This window comes from uncultured Tessaracoccus sp. (genome assembly GCF_947286155.1).
GTDB lineage: Bacteria > Actinomycetota > Actinomycetes > Propionibacteriales > Propionibacteriaceae > Arachnia.
In genome coordinates this window covers 26,004-44,593 of sequence record NZ_CAMYPD010000016.1, presented here as the reverse complement: position 1 = coordinate 44,593, position 18,590 = coordinate 26,004, and the positions used below count along the sequence as shown (strand labels likewise).

General features: G+C 61.9%; 17 protein-coding genes. 11 read left to right on the top strand and 6 right to left on the bottom strand.

Annotated elements, in window-relative coordinates:
• Positions 1 to 3: 3 nt before the first annotated feature.
• Entirely contained in the window at positions 4 to 405 is a 402-nt protein-coding gene (locus Q0X68_RS05825) for a hypothetical protein (protein ID WP_297748876.1), read from the bottom strand.
• 79 nt (positions 406 to 484) lie between these two features.
• Complete coding sequence (locus Q0X68_RS05820; RefSeq protein WP_297748873.1) at positions 485 to 1,456, bottom strand: MDR family oxidoreductase; 972 nt, start codon at positions 1,454 to 1,456, stop codon at positions 485 to 487.
• Between the two features lie 225 nt (positions 1,457 to 1,681).
• Between Q0X68_RS05820 and Q0X68_RS05815 the strand changes: the two genes are divergently transcribed.
• From Q0X68_RS05815 to Q0X68_RS05790, 6 genes are all read left to right on the top strand, one after another.
• Positions 1,682 to 3,184 (top strand): acetyl-CoA hydrolase/transferase family protein, encoded by a 1,503-nt coding sequence (locus tag Q0X68_RS05815; RefSeq protein ID WP_108869910.1) that lies wholly within the window; start codon positions 1,682 to 1,684, stop codon positions 3,182 to 3,184.
• Between the two features lie 93 nt (positions 3,185 to 3,277).
• Positions 3,278 to 4,516 carry an ROK family transcriptional regulator gene (locus Q0X68_RS05810; RefSeq protein ID WP_297748868.1) on the top strand — a complete coding sequence of 413 codons (1,239 nt, stop codon included), beginning with the start codon at positions 3,278 to 3,280 and terminating at the stop codon, positions 4,514 to 4,516.
• Positions 4,517 to 4,636: 120 nt separating this feature from the next.
• Positions 4,637 to 6,052, top strand: a complete 1,416-nt coding sequence (locus tag Q0X68_RS05805) for a phosphoglucomutase/phosphomannomutase family protein (protein WP_297748864.1) — start codon at positions 4,637 to 4,639, stop codon at positions 6,050 to 6,052.
• Positions 6,049 to 6,840: a sugar phosphate nucleotidyltransferase gene (locus Q0X68_RS05800; RefSeq protein WP_297748861.1), complete on the top strand. Its 792-nt coding sequence runs from the start codon at positions 6,049 to 6,051 to the stop codon at positions 6,838 to 6,840. Before Q0X68_RS05805 ends, Q0X68_RS05800 begins: the two co-directional genes overlap by 4 nt.
• A complete protein-coding gene (locus Q0X68_RS05795; protein WP_297748858.1) occupies positions 6,837 to 8,021 on the top strand; it encodes a galactokinase family protein in 1,185 nt (394 codons plus the stop codon). The genes Q0X68_RS05800 and Q0X68_RS05795 overlap by 4 nt, the downstream gene beginning before the upstream one ends.
• A 704-nt stretch (positions 8,022 to 8,725) precedes the next feature.
• Positions 8,726 to 9,103 carry a hypothetical protein gene (locus Q0X68_RS05790; RefSeq protein ID WP_297748853.1) on the top strand — a complete coding sequence of 126 codons (378 nt, stop codon included), beginning with the start codon at positions 8,726 to 8,728 and terminating at the stop codon, positions 9,101 to 9,103.
• A 545-nt stretch (positions 9,104 to 9,648) separates the two neighbouring features.
• On the opposite strand, the gene Q0X68_RS05785 is transcribed toward Q0X68_RS05790, so the two are convergent.
• The 3 genes from Q0X68_RS05785 to Q0X68_RS13125 all read right to left on the bottom strand — a co-directional run bounded on the left by Q0X68_RS05785 (position 9,649) and on the right by Q0X68_RS13125 (position 12,790).
• Complete coding sequence (locus tag Q0X68_RS05785; RefSeq protein WP_297748851.1) at positions 9,649 to 10,290, bottom strand: hypothetical protein; 642 nt, start codon at positions 10,288 to 10,290, stop codon at positions 9,649 to 9,651.
• Positions 10,291 to 10,706: 416 nt separating this feature from the next.
• Positions 10,707 to 12,341 (bottom strand): hypothetical protein, encoded by a 1,635-nt coding sequence (locus tag Q0X68_RS05780; protein WP_297748847.1) that lies wholly within the window; start codon positions 12,339 to 12,341, stop codon positions 10,707 to 10,709.
• 287 nt (positions 12,342 to 12,628) lie between these two features.
• Complete coding sequence (locus tag Q0X68_RS13125; protein WP_366127838.1) at positions 12,629 to 12,790, bottom strand: aminomethyltransferase beta-barrel domain-containing protein; 162 nt, start codon at positions 12,788 to 12,790, stop codon at positions 12,629 to 12,631.
• A gap of 274 nt (positions 12,791 to 13,064) precedes the next feature.
• Between Q0X68_RS13125 and Q0X68_RS05775 the strand changes: the two genes are divergently transcribed.
• The 4 genes from Q0X68_RS05775 (at position 13,065) to Q0X68_RS05760 (ending at position 16,604) form a co-directional block, all read left to right on the top strand.
• Positions 13,065 to 13,694: a YiiX/YebB-like N1pC/P60 family cysteine hydrolase gene (locus Q0X68_RS05775; protein WP_297748844.1), complete on the top strand. Its 630-nt coding sequence runs from the start codon at positions 13,065 to 13,067 to the stop codon at positions 13,692 to 13,694.
• Complete coding sequence (locus tag Q0X68_RS05770; protein WP_297748841.1) at positions 13,679 to 14,812, top strand: hypothetical protein; 1,134 nt, start codon at positions 13,679 to 13,681, stop codon at positions 14,810 to 14,812. Before Q0X68_RS05775 ends, Q0X68_RS05770 begins: the two co-directional genes overlap by 16 nt.
• A complete protein-coding gene (locus Q0X68_RS05765) occupies positions 14,809 to 15,468 on the top strand; it encodes a response regulator transcription factor (RefSeq protein WP_297748838.1) in 660 nt (219 codons plus the stop codon). The genes Q0X68_RS05770 and Q0X68_RS05765 overlap by 4 nt, the downstream gene beginning before the upstream one ends.
• Before the next feature lie 284 nt (positions 15,469 to 15,752).
• Complete coding sequence (locus Q0X68_RS05760) at positions 15,753 to 16,604, top strand: sensor histidine kinase (protein ID WP_297748836.1); 852 nt, start codon at positions 15,753 to 15,755, stop codon at positions 16,602 to 16,604.
• On the opposite strand, the gene glnA is transcribed toward Q0X68_RS05760, so the two are convergent.
• The gene (glnA, locus tag Q0X68_RS05755) at positions 16,592 to 18,013 is read right to left on the bottom strand and encodes a type I glutamate--ammonia ligase (RefSeq protein ID WP_297748835.1); all 1,422 of its coding nucleotides are present in this window, start codon (positions 18,011 to 18,013) and stop codon (positions 16,592 to 16,594) included. The two genes, Q0X68_RS05760 and glnA, sit on opposite strands and share 13 nt — an antisense overlap.
• 157 nt (positions 18,014 to 18,170) lie before the next feature.
• Here glnA and Q0X68_RS05750 point away from each other — a divergent pair, with 157 nt between their 5' ends.
• Entirely contained in the window at positions 18,171 to 18,590 is a 420-nt protein-coding gene (locus Q0X68_RS05750; RefSeq protein WP_297748834.1) for an RDD family protein, read from the top strand.

Genomic DNA, 18,590 nt, shown 5'->3' with positions numbered 1-18,590 from the left:
CGCTCAGTCGCGGGGCGCGTACGACTTCGGCTTGAACACCAGCGCTGCCACGATAGGCGGCACGACGAGGAACATCACCGTGCCGAGCGGCTCGGGCAGCGCGCCGCGCAGCGCATAGGTGAGGCTCGATACCAACACTGTCAGCAGCAGCCACCACAGCCCAAGCCGCAGCCACACGCACAGCACGATCACCGCGACGATCGCGACGCCGGCCGCCACCAGCCCGTAGACCAGCCACGGGGGAGCGGCGAGTGGATCCGCGACGGTGGAAGCCCCACCATGCGTTTGTTCCCACACCAGCCGACCCAGCTGCGGACTCGCCATGATGATGAGCCACAACACGACGGCCACCATCACCCACATGGCGACAGCTATCGGATCACGCCAGGTTTCGTTCTTCGCCACGCGTTCATCCTATGGCATCGCGACGGGGTGGCCGGGGCACGCGACGGGCGCCGCGCCAGCCTGGGTGAGCTGTGCCCGATCAGTCGCCCACACGAATGAGGGTGCGGCCGTGCCGCTTACCGGCGAGCAGTTCCTCGCCGGCGGCGATCGTGTCATCCAACCCGACGCACGTGGTCATCTCGTCGAGCAGCTGCTGATCGACGCCCTGGGCCAGCACGCGCCAGGCATCGGCGCGGTCGTCGGCATCAGCGGTGACCGAGTTGATGCCCGCGAGCGTCACGCCGCGCAAGATGAACGGCATCACGCTCGACGGCAACTCGTGCCCGGCTGCGTTACCACAAGCGGTGACGGTGCCGTCGGGCACGGTTTGCGCGATGGCGTTCGCGAGCACTTCGCCGCCCACGGAGTCGACCACACCGGCGTAGGTGGCGCGCTGGAGCGGCTTGCCGCGGCCTGTGAATGCGTCGCGGTGCAGCACCTCGTTGGCGCCAAGCCGGGTGAGCAGGTCGCCGAACTCATCGGGGCGCCCTGTCACCGCCGCCACCTCGAACCCTGCGGCCGCGAGGAGCATCGTCGCAATGGAGCCGACGCCGCCCGTCGCCCCAGTGACCAGTACCGGACCCTGGTCAGGGGAGACGCCTTCCATCACTAGGCGTAGGACGCTGAGTGCGGCGGTGAAACCGGCGGTGCCGAGCGCGGCAGCACGTGCGGGGGAGAACGCTTCGGGCAGCGGCACGGCGAGGGTTGGATCGACTTTGGCGACGGTGGCGTAGCCGCCATGCAGCGTCTCGGACAGCCCAGCGCCGTTCAGGATCAGCCACTCACCGGGTGCGAAGCGCTCGTCGCGAGACTCGCGGACCACGCCCACCACATCGATGCCTGCGATGAGCGGATGGGTGCGAACGACACCCTTGCGGCCAGTCACGGCGAGGGCATCCTTGTAGTTCAGATCAGACCAACGCACGTCGACGGTGACGGGCGCGTCGGGCAGAAACGCCTCCTCGAGATTCTCGACGGATACGGACTCTTCACGAACGACGATTGCGCGCATAGCCTCATGCTACGCGACGAAGGAGGGCCGGCGTCGGCGCCCAAAACGCAGCCGATATATTCATAGTTGCGAGTTCGAGCAACGCGACCGGCATGGAACACGTCGCCCGCGACGGTTCTCTTGCGCCTGTTTTCGTGCCAGACTAGACGAAACCTGTCCGGTCCAACGTCCGATCTCGCAGTGGAGCGAGTCTCTTCTATAGGACAGAACAAGGAGATTGAGCACATGTCCCGTATCGACAACGCCGACCTGCGCGGCAAGGTCATGTCGGCCGACGAGGCCGCCCAGTTCATCAACCATGGTGATCGCGTCGGCCTGTCCGGATTCACCGGCGCCGCCTACCCCAAGGCCCTGCCCACCGCCATCGCGAACCGCGCCAAGGCTGAGCACGAGGCAGGTCGAGAATTCCAGATCGACGTCTTCACCGGCGCTTCCACCGCGCCCGACTGCGACGGTGTGCTCGCCGAGGCCGACGCGGTGCGCTTCCGTTCCCCCTACCAGTCTGATCCCGTCATGCGTAGGGGCATCAACGCGGGCAAGATTCTCTACGACGACGTGCACCTCTCGCACGCCGGTTGGCAGGTGCGCTACGGATTCTTCGGCCAGATGAACGTCGCCATCGTCGAGGCCACACGCATCGACGAAAACGGCAACATCATCCCCTCGTCTGGTGTGGGTAACAACGTCGAATACCTCGACTCCGCCGAGAAGATCATCATCGAGGTCAACTCCTGGCAGTCCGAGAACCTCGAGGGCATGGCCGATATCTACCGCATCGGCAACACTCCCGGCCGCAAGCCCATCCCGATCACCGAAGCCGGGCAGCGCATCGGCACCCCCTACATCGACATTGACACGTCGAAGGTGGTCGCCGTCGTCGAAACGGACGCTCCCGACCGCAACGCACCGTTCAAGCCACTCGACGACACGTCGAAGCAGATCGCGGGCCACTTCCTCGACTTCCTCGAGGGTGAAGTCGCCGCTGGGCGCCTCAAGTACGACCAGTACGTTATGCAGTCCGGCGTGGGCAACGTGCCGAACGCCGTGATGGCAGGCCTCCTCGACTCGAAGTTCGAGAACATTCAGGCCTACACCGAGGTCATCCAGGACGGCATGATCGACCTGATCGACTCCGGCAAGATGTCTGTGGCCTCCGCGACGTCGTTCTCGCTCTCGCCCGAATATGCCGAGCGGATGAACGAGAACGCCGGCTTCTACCGCGAGCACATCGTCATGCGCCCGCAGCAGGTGTCGAACCACCCCGAGGTGATCCGTCGCCTCGGCCTGATCGCCACGAACGGCCTCATCGAAGCCGACATCTACGGCAACGTGAACTCCACCAACGTGGCAGGTTCGCGCATGATGAATGGCATCGGCGGCTCGGGCGACTTCACCCGCAACGCCTTCATCTCGTCGTTCATCTCCCCGTCGGAGGCCAAGAACGGTGCCATCTCCGCGATCGTGCCGTTCGCGTCGCACATCGACCACACCGAGCACGACGTGATGGTCGTCATCACGGAGTACGGGTACGCCGACCTGCGCGGCCTCGCGCCCAAGCAGCGCGTCGAGAAGATGATCTCCATCGCTCACCCGGACTTCCGTCCGCTCCTGCAGGAGTACGTCGACATGGCGAACCAGAAGGCCGGCACCATGCAAACCCCGCATGATCTTGCGCACGCCTTCGACTTCCACACCCGGTTCCTCGAGACCGACACGATGCAGAAGTAAGAAACCCACGAGAGCCCTGGTGGGGCTGCACCCCTGTCTTTCCGGGATGCGGCCCCACGGCCTTTGTGGGCACGACGTAGGTAGTAACGCATCATGGACGAACATCACGGTTTTGGAATTCCGCACGCGGGCCATCAGCGACCGATCGGGCACGCGCAGATGCGTGCCGCCAACCTCGGCTTGGTGCTGAGGTATCTCCGCGACCATGGCGGACGCTCGAGGGCCGAACTCGCTGCCGAGACAGGGCTGTCGAAGGCCACCATCACGAACGTCATCGCCGGGCTCGCCGGTGTGGGTCTCATTGAGGAAGGTGACGTCGAACATCACCGACGCGTGGGGCGCCCTGGCATCGAAATTCGGCTCCGCCCCGACGGTGCCCGCGGCCTGGGCATCGAACTGGCACAGCACCATCTGGCTCTCTCAGTGGTGAACTTCGTCGGGGAACCCGTGGTGGAACACACGGTGGCGCTTTCCGCGGACCCCGGCGACGCGGAGGGCGTCGTACGTGAGGCCGCCGAGCTGGTACGCCGCGTCCTCGACGAACTGGACGCCCCGGTAGCGGCCTGCACACTGGCTGCTCCCGGGCTCATCGACTATCAGCGCGGCACGGTGCGACTGGCGCCAGCCTTGGGGTGGACCGACGCGCCGGTGGCACCGTCGTTTGCATCCGAGCTCGACGGGGCGCTGCCTATCTACATTGAGAACGACGCGAAACTCGCCGCGCTGAGCTCCCTTGTCGACCACCGTGACGGGAATGTGCGCGACCTGGTGCACGTCACCGGTGGGGCGGGTATTGGCCTTGGCGTGATCGCCGACGGGCGCCTCCTGCGCGGAGGCGCTGGGTACTCGGGCGAGCTGGGGCACACCACGCTGGATGCCGACGGGCCGCGTTGCCCGTGCGGGCGCCGGGGCTGCTTGGAGCTCGCCGTCGGCTGGCCAGCGTTTTGCCGCCGGTTGGCGGAAGCCGGTATCAACGTGAGCCCCGATGGTTCGCTCGGAGAGCAGCTCGACGAGCTTCGGGCGCAGATGCAGGCGGGTGATGAGGCTATCGCATCGGCGGCGGGGGAGACTGCCGAGGATCTGGCGCGCGGGCTGCAGAGCGTCGTCGATTTGTTCAATCCGAAGGTGCTCGTGCTGGGTGGTTACTTCGGCTACTTCGGAGAGCTGCTGGTGCCGGTGTTGCAGCGACGGTTCGATCAGGCCAGCATCGACCCCGGTACTCACGTCGACGTCACGACGTGTGGGCACGGCTTGCAGGCTGCGGCGAGGGGCGGCGCAGTGATGGCGCTCGAGCGGGTGTTCCGGGACCCGACGGTGGTGCGCGCAACGTAGGTGCGTGATTTCGTCTCGAATGCAGACATGATGTACTGTCGTGCGCTACATTTGGTTCAAGATCTAAACCTAATGGCGGGTGGAGGCTGCACAGGCTGAGCCCGGGAAGATTGGCTGGGCATGATCAAGTTTGGCACCGGTGGCTGGCGGGCCATCATCGGCGATGAATTCAATCGGGCAAATATTCGGCTCCTGGCACAGGGGCTCAGCAATCGTATGCACCGCGAAGGCGTGGTAGACCGGGGGCTCGTGATCAGCTACGACCGTCGCTTCCTCTCCGACGTCGCGGCGTGGTGGGCCATCGAGGTGCTCGTCGCCAACGGCATTCCGGTGACGGTGATCGGACGCCCCGTACCCACGCCCATGGGGATGTGGACCGTCCGCAACAAGGGCTGCGCGTACGGCTTGGCTGTCACAGCATCCCACAACCCGGCCCTCTACAACGGGTTCAAGCTCTTCACCGAAGGCGGGCGCGACGCAGAGCTCGCCATCACCGACGAGCTGGCCAGCGAATGCAACGCCCTCACCGAAGACGACGTGCGCAGCGTCGAACCGCACGAGGCGAAGGCCTCCGAACTGGTGACGGTGCAGACGTCGATCAACTGGTACCTCGACGCCATCATGGACAGCCTTGACCTCGACGTGATCCGCCACGCGCACCTTCACATCGTGCTGGACCCGATGTTCGGCGTCGCGCAGACCGCGCTGCAGACCGTGCTGCTCACGGCCCGCTGCGAGGTGGACGTCATCAACGAACGCCACGACCCGCTGTTCGGCGGGCGCATGCCGTCGCCGGCTGCCGGAAGCCTGGACTCGCTGCGACGCGCCGTCGTCGATTCCGGTGCCGCCATGGGCATCGCCACCGACGGCGACGCCGACCGTCTGGGAATCATCGATGACAAGGGTAACTACCTCACGCCTAACCAGGTGCTCGTGCTGCTGTATGAATACCTGGTCACGCAGAAGGGTTGGGAAGGCCCTGCGGTGCGCAACATGTCCACCACCCACCTCCTCGACAGGGTGGCTGAGGCGCACGGGCAACAGTGCTATGAGGTGCCGGTGGGGTTCAAGTGGATCAGCGCGAAGATGGCGGAGACGAACGCCGTCATCGGCGGCGAATCCTCTGGCGGCCTCACCGTGCGCGGGCACATCCCCGGGAAGGACGGCATTCACGCCGGCAGCTTGCTCGTCGAAGCGGTCGCCGCGTCGGGCAAGAAGCTGTCCGAGATGTATGCGGACTTCGTCGAACGCTACGGAGAGCTCGTCATGGTGGAGGCAGCCTACGGGTTCACCCCGAGCCGGAAGGAAGCGCTGCAGGAGCGCGTCTTCACCGACCACGACCTTCCCGCATTCGACCACGAGGTCGACCACATCAGCTGGGAGGACGGCTGCAAGGTGTACTTCACCAACGGCGGCTGGACCACGATCAGGTTCTCCGGCACCGAACCCGTGCTGCGAGTCTTTGCTGAAATGCCCACCCGCGACGAAGCAGACGCCATCGCGCACGCCGTCGCCGAACACTTGGAGCTCGTATGATTACCACCGCAGTTGTTCTGGCCCGTGGCCTTGGAACCCGCATGCGTGCTGAGGGCAGTGGCGAGCTAAGCGACGCGCAGCGCGCGGCCGCGTCTGCCGGCTACAAGGCGCTCATGCCGATTGGCCAGCACCGTCTCGTCGACTACTCGCTTTCCGCCTTGGCCGACGCCGGGATTCGCCGCGCGGTGCTCGTCGTCGCGCCGGATCACGACGAGTTCCGTGCCCACTTCGAGCAGGTGCGGCCACAGCGCCTTGACGTGGCATTCGCGGTGCAGGAGGAGCCCCTGGGCACCGCTGATGCAGTCGCCGCCGCTGCGGATGCCGTAGCGGGTGAGGGCTGCATCGTCGTCAACGGCGACAACCTGTACCCAGCTGACGGTCTGCGTGCCCTGGCTGAGCGGGGCGGTAACGCGCTGCTCGGTTTCGACCGCAGCGCGCTGGTGGAGCAGAGCAATATTCCGGAGGAACGGATCGCCGCGTTTGCGCTCATCGACGAATCGGAGGGCAGGCTGCGCTCCATCGTCGAGAAGCCCGATGCCGCCGTCGTGGAAGCTGCGGGGCCGCATGCGCTGGTGAGTATGAACTGTTTCGCGTTCACCCCGGATATCTTCGACGCCTGCCGGCGCATTGCGAAGTCGGCGCGTGGGGAGTACGAGATCGTGGACGCGGTGGCCTTGCTCGACGACGTGGCTGTCGTTCCGTTCGCGGGTGGCGTGCTGGATTTGTCCCGCCGCGATGATATCGCTGAGGTGGAGCGCCGGCTGGCCGAGTTCCACGTGCGCCTATGAGCGCAGGGTGGTGGGTTCCCGGCCGTATCGAGGTGCTCGGCAAGCACACCGATTATGGCGGCGGGCGAGTGTTGGTGTGCGCGGTGGAGCGCGGTGTCACCGCTGAAGCGGAGCCGGGCGGCGACGGGGTGCGCGCCCGCACGTCGGTGTTCCCCAACGACGTGGTGGAGCTGCACGCTGGAGTGTCCCCGGCCTTGCCGCCGGGGCATTGGGGACACTATGTGCAGACGGTCATTGACCGGCTAACCTCGAACTTCGGGCCGGTGGCGCCGGCGTCGCTCACGATCACGGCGGATCTCCCGCCGGCATCGGGCATGAGCAGCTCCTCGGCGTTGCTCAGTTCCGTGGCGCTCACCCTCGCCGACATGTCTGGATTCACGAAGAGTGAGCCGTGGCGCACCCATTGCGACGACCGCATGGCGCTGGCCGGATACTTGGCGGCCATTGAGAACGGCGGACGCTACGGGGATCTCGCCGGCGCGGCAGGCGTGGGGACGAGCGGCGGTTCGCTCGACCACACCGGCATGTTGGCGAGCACCGCAGGCAAAGTGTCGTACGTGCAGTTCGACCCGACGTCGAAGCTGGGGCAGGTCTCTCTGCCCGACGGGTGGGTGTTCGTCGTCGGCGTGAGTGGCGTGCTAGCAGAAAAGACGGGGGCTGCGCGAGAGCTGTACAACCGCGGCCCGGCCACGCTGCGCTCGTGGTTGGCGAACTGGAATGAGCGTACCGGTGCGGAGGCTTCGAGCGTTCAGCAGGTGTTGGAGCGAGTGGGCCCCGACGAGATCCTCGCCCGTACTGCGGTTGGATACGAGCGACGTCGGCTCACGCAGTTCGTGCGCGAGTCTGGGGAGTTTGTGCCCCGAGCGTTCGACGCATTGGAGCGAGGCGACGTCGACGAGTTCGGCGCGCTGTGCGCCGAATCGCAGGCGCTTGCGGTGATCGGACTGGAGAACGAGATTCCGGAGACGAAGGCGCTCGTCGAGACGGCGCTGCGCGGTGGGGCCGCGGCGGCTTCGTCGTTCGGTGCGGGCTTCGGTGGCAGCGTCTGGGCGCTCGTGCGCGCCGCCGACGCCGAGGCCTTCGCCGATGACTGGCTCGAGCGATACCACGCCGCGATTGGCGCGTGCCAAGGCTCGACACTGATCACCGGCGCGGGCGCCCCCGGCCACCGCATCGGTTGAGCTTACTGCTCAACCACCGGGTGGTCACCTGATCGTCGAGTAGGCGACGGCCCCTAACCCGCTCATCGAGTAGGCGACGGCCGCACTTTTCCCGGCCATCGAGTAGGCGACGAAGTCGCCGTATCGAGATGCAGCGAGGTGGTTTCGATACGCGAGCTGCGCTCGCTACTCAACCGCCGGGCAACCCCGACCGTCGAGTAGGCAGCGCAGCTGCTGTATCGAGACGCCTCACGAAACCAACCCAATACTCACATGGGTTTCCCAAAACAAGGGAAAAATGCCCTCCTGAGCAAACGCGTGTGGATATTGGGTTAGTTGCCGCGGGCGCCTTGGTAACGACGTCGCATGAGTTGCAGAAGCCGTAGCTTAGATGGCAAAACAGGCAGAATTCAGGTTCAGGTAGGAGGCGAGGCTCACAGCCGTGCGATCCTGAGGCAGAGAAACGGCAAACGACCATTGACGGACACCAGCCGTGGAGTTTGGCTAGCGTTCACGTTAGAGAAGGCATGGCAACTATAAGGTTTCGACTCGCTCGGCTCGAGAAAGTGAACTGTCACCTTGTCTATAGGCTTAACCACCCCGATGTTCCTCAGTTACAACAAAGAAAGGAAGCATTGAACGTGTCTTGGAAGCTCCCTCGGCGATGGATCATTCTCGGCGCCTTGGCAATGGTGGGCTGCGCACCTTCGAGGAAAGAGGAACCCATGCAGAAACAAGGCGATGGTGTGTTGCGTGACGATCTCGAACCACTTGTGCGACGCTTACCGAAGCTGGCAGGCGCTACTGCCGCGAGTTGGACGAGCGGCACACTCGGTGATTCCAGGGTTCCCGGGCCAACCCTGTACTGGATCGATGCTGTGGTTGAGCTGGACGATGCAACGGCGGTCGCAGCACGAGCGGTCTCAGCTGATGAGGTGGGGCTGCCTGATGACCTCCATGACGCGGTTCGTTCCCGTGCCCCGGAGGGGCCGTTCGTGGCCTCGCAGCAGCTCGATCAATTCTTCTCGGATGGCGCATGGCACGCCAAGGCGTGGCTCGCTGTGGGGGAGCCAATAGTGGTGCTGGCGATCACGGGCGAGTGACCGACGAGACCACGGTTTCGCGGTTTCGAAGCGGTTTGAGCAGCTGTGTGTGGGGTGCATCCACACTCGACATTGCGACTATCTACGAAAGTAGGTAGTCGGTACGGCCTGCAGTTCGTAGGAGGCTCCGTAGCATACTTCGTGATCAGTGAGGACCGGGGCATGAGAGCAGTGAAGCTACTTGCCTTGGCCCTTGTCCTTACCTCGTTGGGCGAGGTGGTTCTTGTATTTCCAGATAGGTACAAAAATCTTATCTCGGCCGGGAACGCCGGAACTTGTCTCAGTCCCAGGGTGTCTGGTGCAGCAGTTCATCCGGTGAGTTGGACCTCTTTGGCGTGCCGCTGGTGTGAGTAGTTCATCGATGTTGTTGGAGACGTCGGGTTCGGCTCCATCAGCGGACAGAGCCTCGCTCATTGAGTAGGCGACGAAGTCGCCATATCGAGCTACCTTTCCGTGCGTGGGGTTTCGATACGCCGCCTTCGGCGGGCTACTCAACCACTGTGGTGTGGCGGGCTGCTCAACCACCGGGTGGAGGTGCGCCCTCGCTAGGTGTTCATCCGGCGCACACGCGGCCCGTAGGTAAGGCAACCAATAGCCCAGGTCACGCCGGTTGCGATCACTCCGAAGACCAGCATTCCCAGCGACGACGAACTGTCAACCTCGCTCAGCAATTGAGACTCGAGGCGACCAGTCGGGTCAACGAGCAGGATGGTTGTGGAACCCTCGACCAGTCCGTCGTAACCGCCGTCATCGCGGTACACGATGACGCCGGGATCCGGGCCGCCGTCTAGACGTTCGAAAAAATAGGTGTAGGTGACGGTGGGGCTCGAGTCGTTGCCACTCGGAGGTCGTTCTTCACGATCGATCTCGGTCACCCGCACCTCGACGGGCTCACCAGCGTTCTCCAGGGCCAGGTTCGGGCCGAGCTCACCTGCACCGAGCATGAACGGCACCATGGAAAGAATCAGCAGCACACCCAGCACCCACTTGGACAGCGCCCGTGTGGTGGTCGCGCCATAACAGATGAGGCCGACCACCAGTGTCGCCACGATCGCTGCGATCATCGCCGCCATGCGCAGCTGCGGGAACAAAAACCCGACACCAACAGGGATCGCCATGAGGATGGGCATCACGAACGACCAGATGACAAAGAACCGACGACGACCTAGGCTGACAGTGGACTGCATAGGCTTTCCTCTCCATCGCATCGCCCAGATCATCTGCAATGATCCGGCGTCACTTCGGATGCACTTGGATAGAGTGAAATGGTACATCCGCCCTTGGCCACAACCCTCGGGCGACGACTTGGAGCACTAGTCCGATCGGAGTGATCTTCCCATCTCGAAGATCCTCTCTCCCTCGGGGCCAGCGCTGAAGAGTCCTGGGTTTTATTCCGCTTCTTTTGAGCCCCTGTGATGGTGAGCAGAGTGCGAGACCTTGGCCCCAGATCAACGTTGATTGACTCCACGCCCGATTGCGCCCCGTCAAGCGCTGACTCTGACGCCACTGCGCTCGCCACCTCGGCCACTTCTGCAATCAATCGAGGACGAACGAGGGGGTGCCGCCAACGATCGTCCAATACCGGCCTCACCACCGACCGCTCTCAGGGTTCCGAGCATGACGCCCTGTAGGGATGTGAGCGGAGTGCATCGCTGAGAACTCTCGCTTTCTTGAGTGCAACACTCGAACCTTTCTGCGAGACAAAGGTGTGCAGGCCATTCCACGCGTCCGCGGGAATGTAACCGCGTCGGGTGGCTTCAGCAAGGATCTGGTGGTGCAGAGTTATCACGTCGAGTACCCGGTTGACCCATCTGGGCACAGGTGCGTGTTCGGCAGCGAAAACCAATGGCTCGGTGAGCATGGGCCACAGCGCGGGAAGGAGTTCCGGTTTCGTCTCGAGATCGTGAATGGCACGTGCGGGACTCCACGCCCCACCTGGCATCAATTGGGGCACTACGGCTCGGACGGTCTCCCATCCGAGCTTTCCCGAGACGACCAACTGCTCTACTTCATTACGCGGGATAGTCACATCACCGTCAGTCGCAAGATCGGTCAAACACACGCCAAACAGTGAATCTGAACGCGTTTGTTGGTCGGTGATTCGCTTGTTCTTCCGGCGCTGCCACGCATTGCGTTCCTTGTTGCCGAACGGTTCAGCAACCACCTGCGTACCGTCAAAGAACACGCGCTCGTCCTCGGTAGATAGAACCCACCCTTCACTCAGGAATGCCCCCGTGAAGGTGCTCAGTGTCAATGTCTGGTTCGTGGGGAGTGTGAGGTGGCACATCAACCTGCGGTGACTCGCATGAGGGTCGTCCCAGCGTGCACTGATGAGGACGCCGTCGTCGATACGGGAAGCAGTTCCCGCATCAGGTGGCCACACTCGGTTGAACTCCTCGGCGTCAAACTCTTCGGCCTTACAACCAGGAGCCGTGCGTGTGGGGAGTTCTTCAACAGCGAGTTTGGTGACCACTGCTCCCCAGCCGTCCAGTACCCGTTGTGCCTGCTTCGCTAACACCGCATTGTTCTCCGCAGTCAGCTCGCCCACCCGGTCCACAAGCTGGTCAATCTGCTCAGGCCCCAAGTCGTTTCTGCGTGCCAGTGCCTCAACCACCGCACGCTTTGCCTTAACTGTTTTGGCATACAGAGCAGGCAGCGTGACCTCAGCAACTCCCTCGGGAGGGACGAATGAGATGAGCCGAGGTGCGAGCGCCTCCACCACCGGCCCCTCACCCGCACTGATCGCAGGAACCAATGCAGCCACCCGGTCTAACAGTTCGGTATCGCTGGCGCTCAACTCATCCGTGATAATCCGCACCAGTTCCTTGCGGTCCCCAGGTTTGGGGGCGGTGTCCAGTCCGGTGATGGCGTGTTGAAGGGCCTCATCACGACTGATGAGGCCCTGTTGAACCCCCATGAGCAGCACTGCACCCAACGGGCCGTCCACGGAGACAACCAGCGCCAGTGCGGCGCGCAGGTGAGTGGCAAATGACGGGCGCAGATCGTCGAGGGACGGAATCCATGTGCCGCGCCCAGGTGTTTGACCTGTGAGTCCTTGGTGAGCCGTCACAGTCCAGGCTTCGAGGGACGGAAGTGTGTAGGGCATCTCCAAGCCGTGTTTGAGGATGAGTCCCACAGCCACGTTTTCGCTCATTGCATCCGTGTTCGCCCACAGCCAGCACGCGCGTTCGGCAAACGCGAGCGCGAACTTCTCATCGCGTTGCAGAAGGCAGTCCAAGAGCGCTTGGTCTGAGCCCTTGGCGAGTTCGGCTGCCCTGCGCCCGTTCACCCCCAACCGAATAGCGAACATGCCGAGCATTCCAGGGTCAATGTCCACGCTCGGGGTCCCCTGTTGCAGGCCCGCGAGCGCGGTACGCTGTTGGTCGTTCGTCCCCAGCGGAAGGGTAGGGGCGTCCTCGCGGGTGGCTGCATCCCAGCCGAGGTCTATGAAAATCTGTACCGAGCGGTCAATGGGCCTCATGTGTGGTCCTCAGGATCAGGGCGGCGCCCAATTATCACGCAGGCTTATGCTATCCGGTCTACCCGGTCGATTGTGGTCTGCGTCAGTACGTGGGTACCTTCGTAGATCACCATGGTCTGGCCGGGTGTCACGGCAGAAAGCGGTGCCTTCACCCCAACGTGGAGGGTCTTCCCTGCCGACCGAGGATGTGGGTGCGTTGGATTCAGACTCCGGAGCCCGCGTGACTACTTCCCCCAGCCACACGTCGCTCGGGAGCGGGTTCGGTGTGGATGCGGATCTGCACTTCGCAGTCCAGTTTCGATACGCGAGCGTCGGGCGCTACTCAACCACCGGGCTCGGCGGAGAATCGAGCATCGAGGCGTCACTTGCTGTGCAAGAGCTCACAGCGACCTTGCGACTACCTACGAAAGTAGGTAGTCGGCGTGCTTTGCAAGTCGTAGGGTGATCTGTACTGTAATTCGTCATCAGTGAGGAGCGGATATGAGGGCAACGAGGCTACTTACCGTGGTGCTTGGCCTTACCTTGTTGGGCGGGGTGAGTGCTTACGCCGAAGAAAGCGGGCAGGCAGATCAGGAATTGGCAGAACAAATACGTATGGCCGATAACCTTCCTGTGGAACCAGATAAGTTCCAGTCTTCCCCCGGACGCATAGGAGAACCGATACCATACACGGCATATGGGAAGTATCCTCGAAGGAAAGGGGTGATTCTTGTGACTCCAGATAGATATAAGCACCTTATTCCGACGGGGCATGCCGGAATTATTCTGAATGCAACTCAGGTAGTGGAATCAATTGATATTGGAGTGACGCGTGGCAATAATGATTGGTACCGTAGTAAAGGGCAGGCGTATGGGGTTACGGTTAGATTTACGTCAGGAGCTCAAGATGGTCGGGCTGCCGACTGGGCAAATAAGCAATACGGAAAACCATATAACTTTAATTTCTTGAATAAGAAGACGCGAAAACGTTTTTACTGTTCTCAGCTAGTCTGGGCATCGTTTAAAGATAACTTCAACATCGATCTTGATACGGCTGCGTGGGGTCCAGCAATTCATCCCATGGAGCTTGTTACCACGAGCAAGACGCAACTTGTATGGAGAAAGAAATAGTATTGATGCGCAAAGTGGTGGCTGCAGCCATGATCGTATCGGTGGGAGTAGCGATGAGCGCCTGCTCCCACCAGCGCATGTCGCAATCGTGTCCGGATGATGCCACGCATGCTGTGTTGTGGTCGAGTGAGTCGAGTGATGCCAAGTTGCAGATGTTTCGCAACACAGAGCTGCTATGGGAGGAGGACATTGCCGTGAAGGGCTTGCAGCCTTCACGGGGCATGGAACGCGATGGGGATACGCTGATCGCTGTCGCCACCGGTAATCAGCGACGTGACGAGTCTCATATCGTTTTGTTCGATCCGCAACTGTGTAAGGTCAGTACTGTTCCCATTGATGCGCGCGGCATTTTTGGTTGGGCAGCCGGTGAAGGATCTGTCGTCACTATGGATACGGTGGACGATGTGGCACATGTGGCTCGTTTTTCGCTCGATGGCGCCACCGTCGCAGAGGCTCGCTTCGCGAAAGAAGGAACCTCGGGGGTCGGCGTGAGCGAACATGATGTGGTGTTGTTCACGGACATTGCGAGTGACTGGCAGTCCGGCAATGGATCACCAAACAGATTCATTGCGCGTCGCCTCAACCCAGATAACCTGCGTGAACGTTGGAAACAAGAGATTCCAGTGCCTCCACTGGGTTGGCAGAATCCGGTTATTGTGGATGATCACGCCATATTTACTGGGGCATTCGATGAACAGCGAAATGAGGAATCACGGGAACTCTACCGGCTAAACCTGCATTCTGGGTCACTTGAACGCTTCGAACTTGCCGCAACATCACCATTTTGGTTGACCCCAGTGGTGAACGTCGGAGATCGCAAAATCTACATCGCTCATACGGCGATGAATCCGAGCGTCCGTCCTCTTTCTGATTACCACGACGTCTCCGTCGTCCAACTTCCCTCGATGGAAGTAGCAACCCTCAGACTCCAGCGAGGCATTGCGCAGTTGTCCGTGCATGGAGACTTGTTGGCTGCGTTTGGTGATCATGATGTTGATGGTCTCCACGTTGATGCATATGCAACGGGGAACCAAGCGAAGCCATTGTTTCAGCAAGATCTGACTGTGCCTGGGGGCATGCGCGACGCATACGTGTCAGCTGTGGTGGCGCTCGGATGATGCAAGACGCAGTCCAGCCACTGTGCCATACGGTGGTGCTCGTCGATGACGAACCAAGCACGCTTGCTGCATATCGAGCTATCCTCAACCGCCATGCTCCCAACCTCGAGGTGCTTGCAAGTATCGACGATGGCTCACAAGCAGCAGAAACCATCATTGGTACAGCACCCGACATTGTGCTCCTGGATCTGCACATGCCTCGAGTTGACGGATTAGAAGTCTTACGACGGCTGGCCCCATACCAGCTACACACTAAGGTGATGATCTCAACAGCGTTTGATGATCGCTCTCTGGTGGTTACTGCCTTACGGTTGGGAGCAGCAGGATATCTGTTGAAAACCGCGTCAGCGCAGCAGCTGGTTCGGGCACTGTACGCCGCTGCGGCAGATGATCTGCCGTTGTCCCCCGAGATTGTTCGAATGCTTATTGGTGGCAGCCAATCCTCGAGAAGATATGGCACCGTATTATCACAACGTGAAATTGATGTGTTGCATGCTTTATCCGATGGAGCAACTAACAAACAGATTGCAGAGCGACTCTTTCTAGCAGAATCAACGGTGAAGCAATATGTGAGTACGATTGCGAATAAGCTGGGCGTTCGTACTAGAACACAAATCTTGATTGCAGCAGCGAAGTCTGGCTTGATCGCATGGTGAGGCCGGTAACCACGATGGGGATGTGGGCACTCCGAACAGTGAGGGTATTGCTGCCTGTCGCTGGTGCGGGACTGTTACTCCTGGAATTGTGGTGGGCAATGAACGTCGTGGGTCAACCAGACGACCCGGTGTTGTATTGGGGAGGGCTGCTGACTGCGTCCATCGCGATTTCCCTATCACCGTGGCATCCGCCTGGATGCATTATTGCTTTCCTGCTCTCGCTCGTATTTGGACTTGCACTGGGCGACATGTCGCTTGCTCAGTTCACTTTGGTTCCTGTATCTGTGAGCGTGTTCGCCTCGATGTCTGGCGGGAAGGCTGCGGCATTGAGCGCGCTTACCTGTGTACTGCTTGCGCTCGGGAATCCCGTCGGACGGATGTCCGCTCAGATGGTACTAGCGCTAGTACTGGGCGTCGTTGGAGCTCTCATCGGACTTGTGATTCGACGGACGTTGCTTGCGGAAGTTGCGCGCCGCCAGAGCGCACAGCAGCTGTCTGCCTCTTTGGAGGCGATGCGTCGTGATGAGCGAGTTGCGCTCGCGAGGAAATTGCACGACCTTGTTGGGCACAACCTGGCGAGTATCTCCCTACAGTTGGAGGCAGCCGACGGCAGCGATGACGTCGAAGAGCTGACTGCGGCGCTGACAGCCGTTCGCCGATACACGAGCAATGCTGTGCAGGAACTGCGTGAATTAGTGCAGCTCCTCAGGGATAGCCGCCAGTCTGATCACGGCGCTGACGAGAAGCTATCTGATTTGCTTGTAAGGCTGACTACCACGCTGCGTGAAGCTGGGTTTGAGGTGGACGTCGAAGGAGCGGAACTTCTCGAAGACCTCGCTCAGGCGCAGAGCGCTGTCCTTCGGTACTTCATGCTGGAAGCTACGACGAACATCCTTCGGCATGCGCAGCGACGCTCGGCGTGCGAGGTGCGGGCGCGGCTCGTCGCAGAGGGCAGAGGAATCCAGGTGACATTTCGCAACGCTGCTGGGAACGAGTCCCCCTCCGCAGGGGTGGGGTTGCAGGGGCTCCGCGAGCGCGTCGCACAGGTTGGCGGGGAACTCACCGCTGCCAGGCATGCTGGGCAGTGGGTGCTAAGTGCGTCTCTCCCCGTAGCCCAGCCACCTCAGAGCGCGTAGTACAGCTCGAACTCGTAGGGGTGAGGGCGCTGCGCGATCGCGGTCACCTCTGCGCGCTTGAGCTCCACCCAGGTGTCGAGGAGATCGTCGGTAAACACGTCGCCTGCGAGCAGGAAGTCGCGGTCTGCTTCAAGCGCGTCGAGCGCGGCGGGCAGGCTCGTCGGCACCGTCGGAACCTGGGCGTGCTCCTCCGGGGGAAGCTCGTAGAGGTCCTTGTCGACGGGGTCGAGCGGCTCAATCCGGTTCTGGATGCCGTCGAGGCCGGCCAGCAGCATGGCGGAAAAGGCCAGGTAGGGGTTCGACGACGGGTCGGGGCAGCGGAACTCGACGCGCTTGGCCTTGGGGTTTGACCCGGTGATGGGAATCCGAATGCACGCCGAGCGATTGCGCTGCGAGTACACCAGGTTCACCGGCGCCTCGAACCCAGGCACCAGACGGTGGTAGGAGTTCACCGACGGGTTGGTGAATGCCAGCAGCGCGGGCGCGTGGTGGAGCACGCCGCCGATGTACCAGCGCGCGACGTCGGACAGCCCGGCGTAACCGTGCTCGTCGTAGAACAGTGGCTGATCGTCGTTCCACAGCGACATGTGGCAGTGCATGCCGGAGCCGTTGTCGCCGAAGATGGGCTTCGGCATGAAGGTTGCGGTCTTTCCTGCCTGCCAGGCGGTGTTCTTCACCAAGTACTTGAACTTCATGACGTCATCGGCGGCAGTGAGCAGAGTGTCGAACCGCCAGTTGATTTCCGCCTGCCCCGCAGTGCCGACCTCGTGGTGGGCACGTTCCACGACGAGCCCCGCATCGCCCATGTGGCGCACGATGTCGTCGCGGAGGTCCCCAAAATGGTCGACGGGGGAGACGGGAAAGTAACCGCCCTTGTACTTCACCTTGTAGCCGCGGTTACCGCCGTCCTCGACACGTCCCGTGTTCCAGGCGCCGGCCTCTGAATCAATGTGGTAGTACGAGCTGTTCGCAGACACGTCGAAGCGAATGTCGTCGAACACATAGAACTCGGCCTCGGGCGCGAAGAACGCCGTGTTGGCGATGCCCGTCGAAAGGAGATAGGCCTCAGCTTTACGTGCGATGTTGCGCGGGTCGCGCGAGTAGGGCTCTTTGGTGAGCGGATCGTGCACGAAGAAGTTCACGTTGAGCGTCTTGGACCGGCGGAAGGGATCGAGGTAGGCCGTCGTCGGATCTGGCAGCAGTGTCATGTCCGACTCATGGATCTTCTGAAAGCCAGTGATGGATGAGCCGTCGAAGCCGAGGCCATCCTCGAATACCTGCTCGTCGAAGGAGGCTGCAGGCACAGTGAAATGCTGCATCACGCCGGGCAGATCGCAGAATCGGACATCGACGGTTTCGACGTCCTCGTCCTTGAGGTAGCGGATCAGCTCGGCGGCGTCGTTAAACATGGGAACCCCTTCATCCTTCAGTTTCCACACATCATGCTACGGACCCCAGTTTTCGGATCGTCAGCGGTGTCCACGGGCGGAGCCATCACGCTCGACGCGGTTCGAACAGTGCTAGCGCGAGTGGCTGACAGCCGTGCGACCGGCTAGGCTCACGCGCGTGGACAACGACGAAGGGTATCCAGGGGAGAGCATCGGCCTCCCGGAGACGGGGCGCGGCAGCCTGGCGAGTTGGGGAGCGCGATGCGCAGCGGTCCTCGTCGACTGGCTTGCGTCGATGCTCGTCGCCATCGTGCTCTTCGGCACCGAGGTCATGACGGGGTCGGGCTGGCGCACATTTGTGCCGCTCACCGTGTTCTTCGTCGAATCCTCCATCTTCACTACGCTCACGGGGTCGTCGTTCGGGCAACTATTGGCCCGCATCGGCGTGACCCGCGTGGATGGCGGCCCGTTGGGCTGGTGGCGTCCGACGGTGCGCTCGCTGCTGAAATGCCTCGTGCTGCCCGTGATCGTCATTGGTGCCGAGCGCCGTCACCTTGATGACCTGCTGCTCGGCACCGTCGTCGTGAACAGGAAGTAG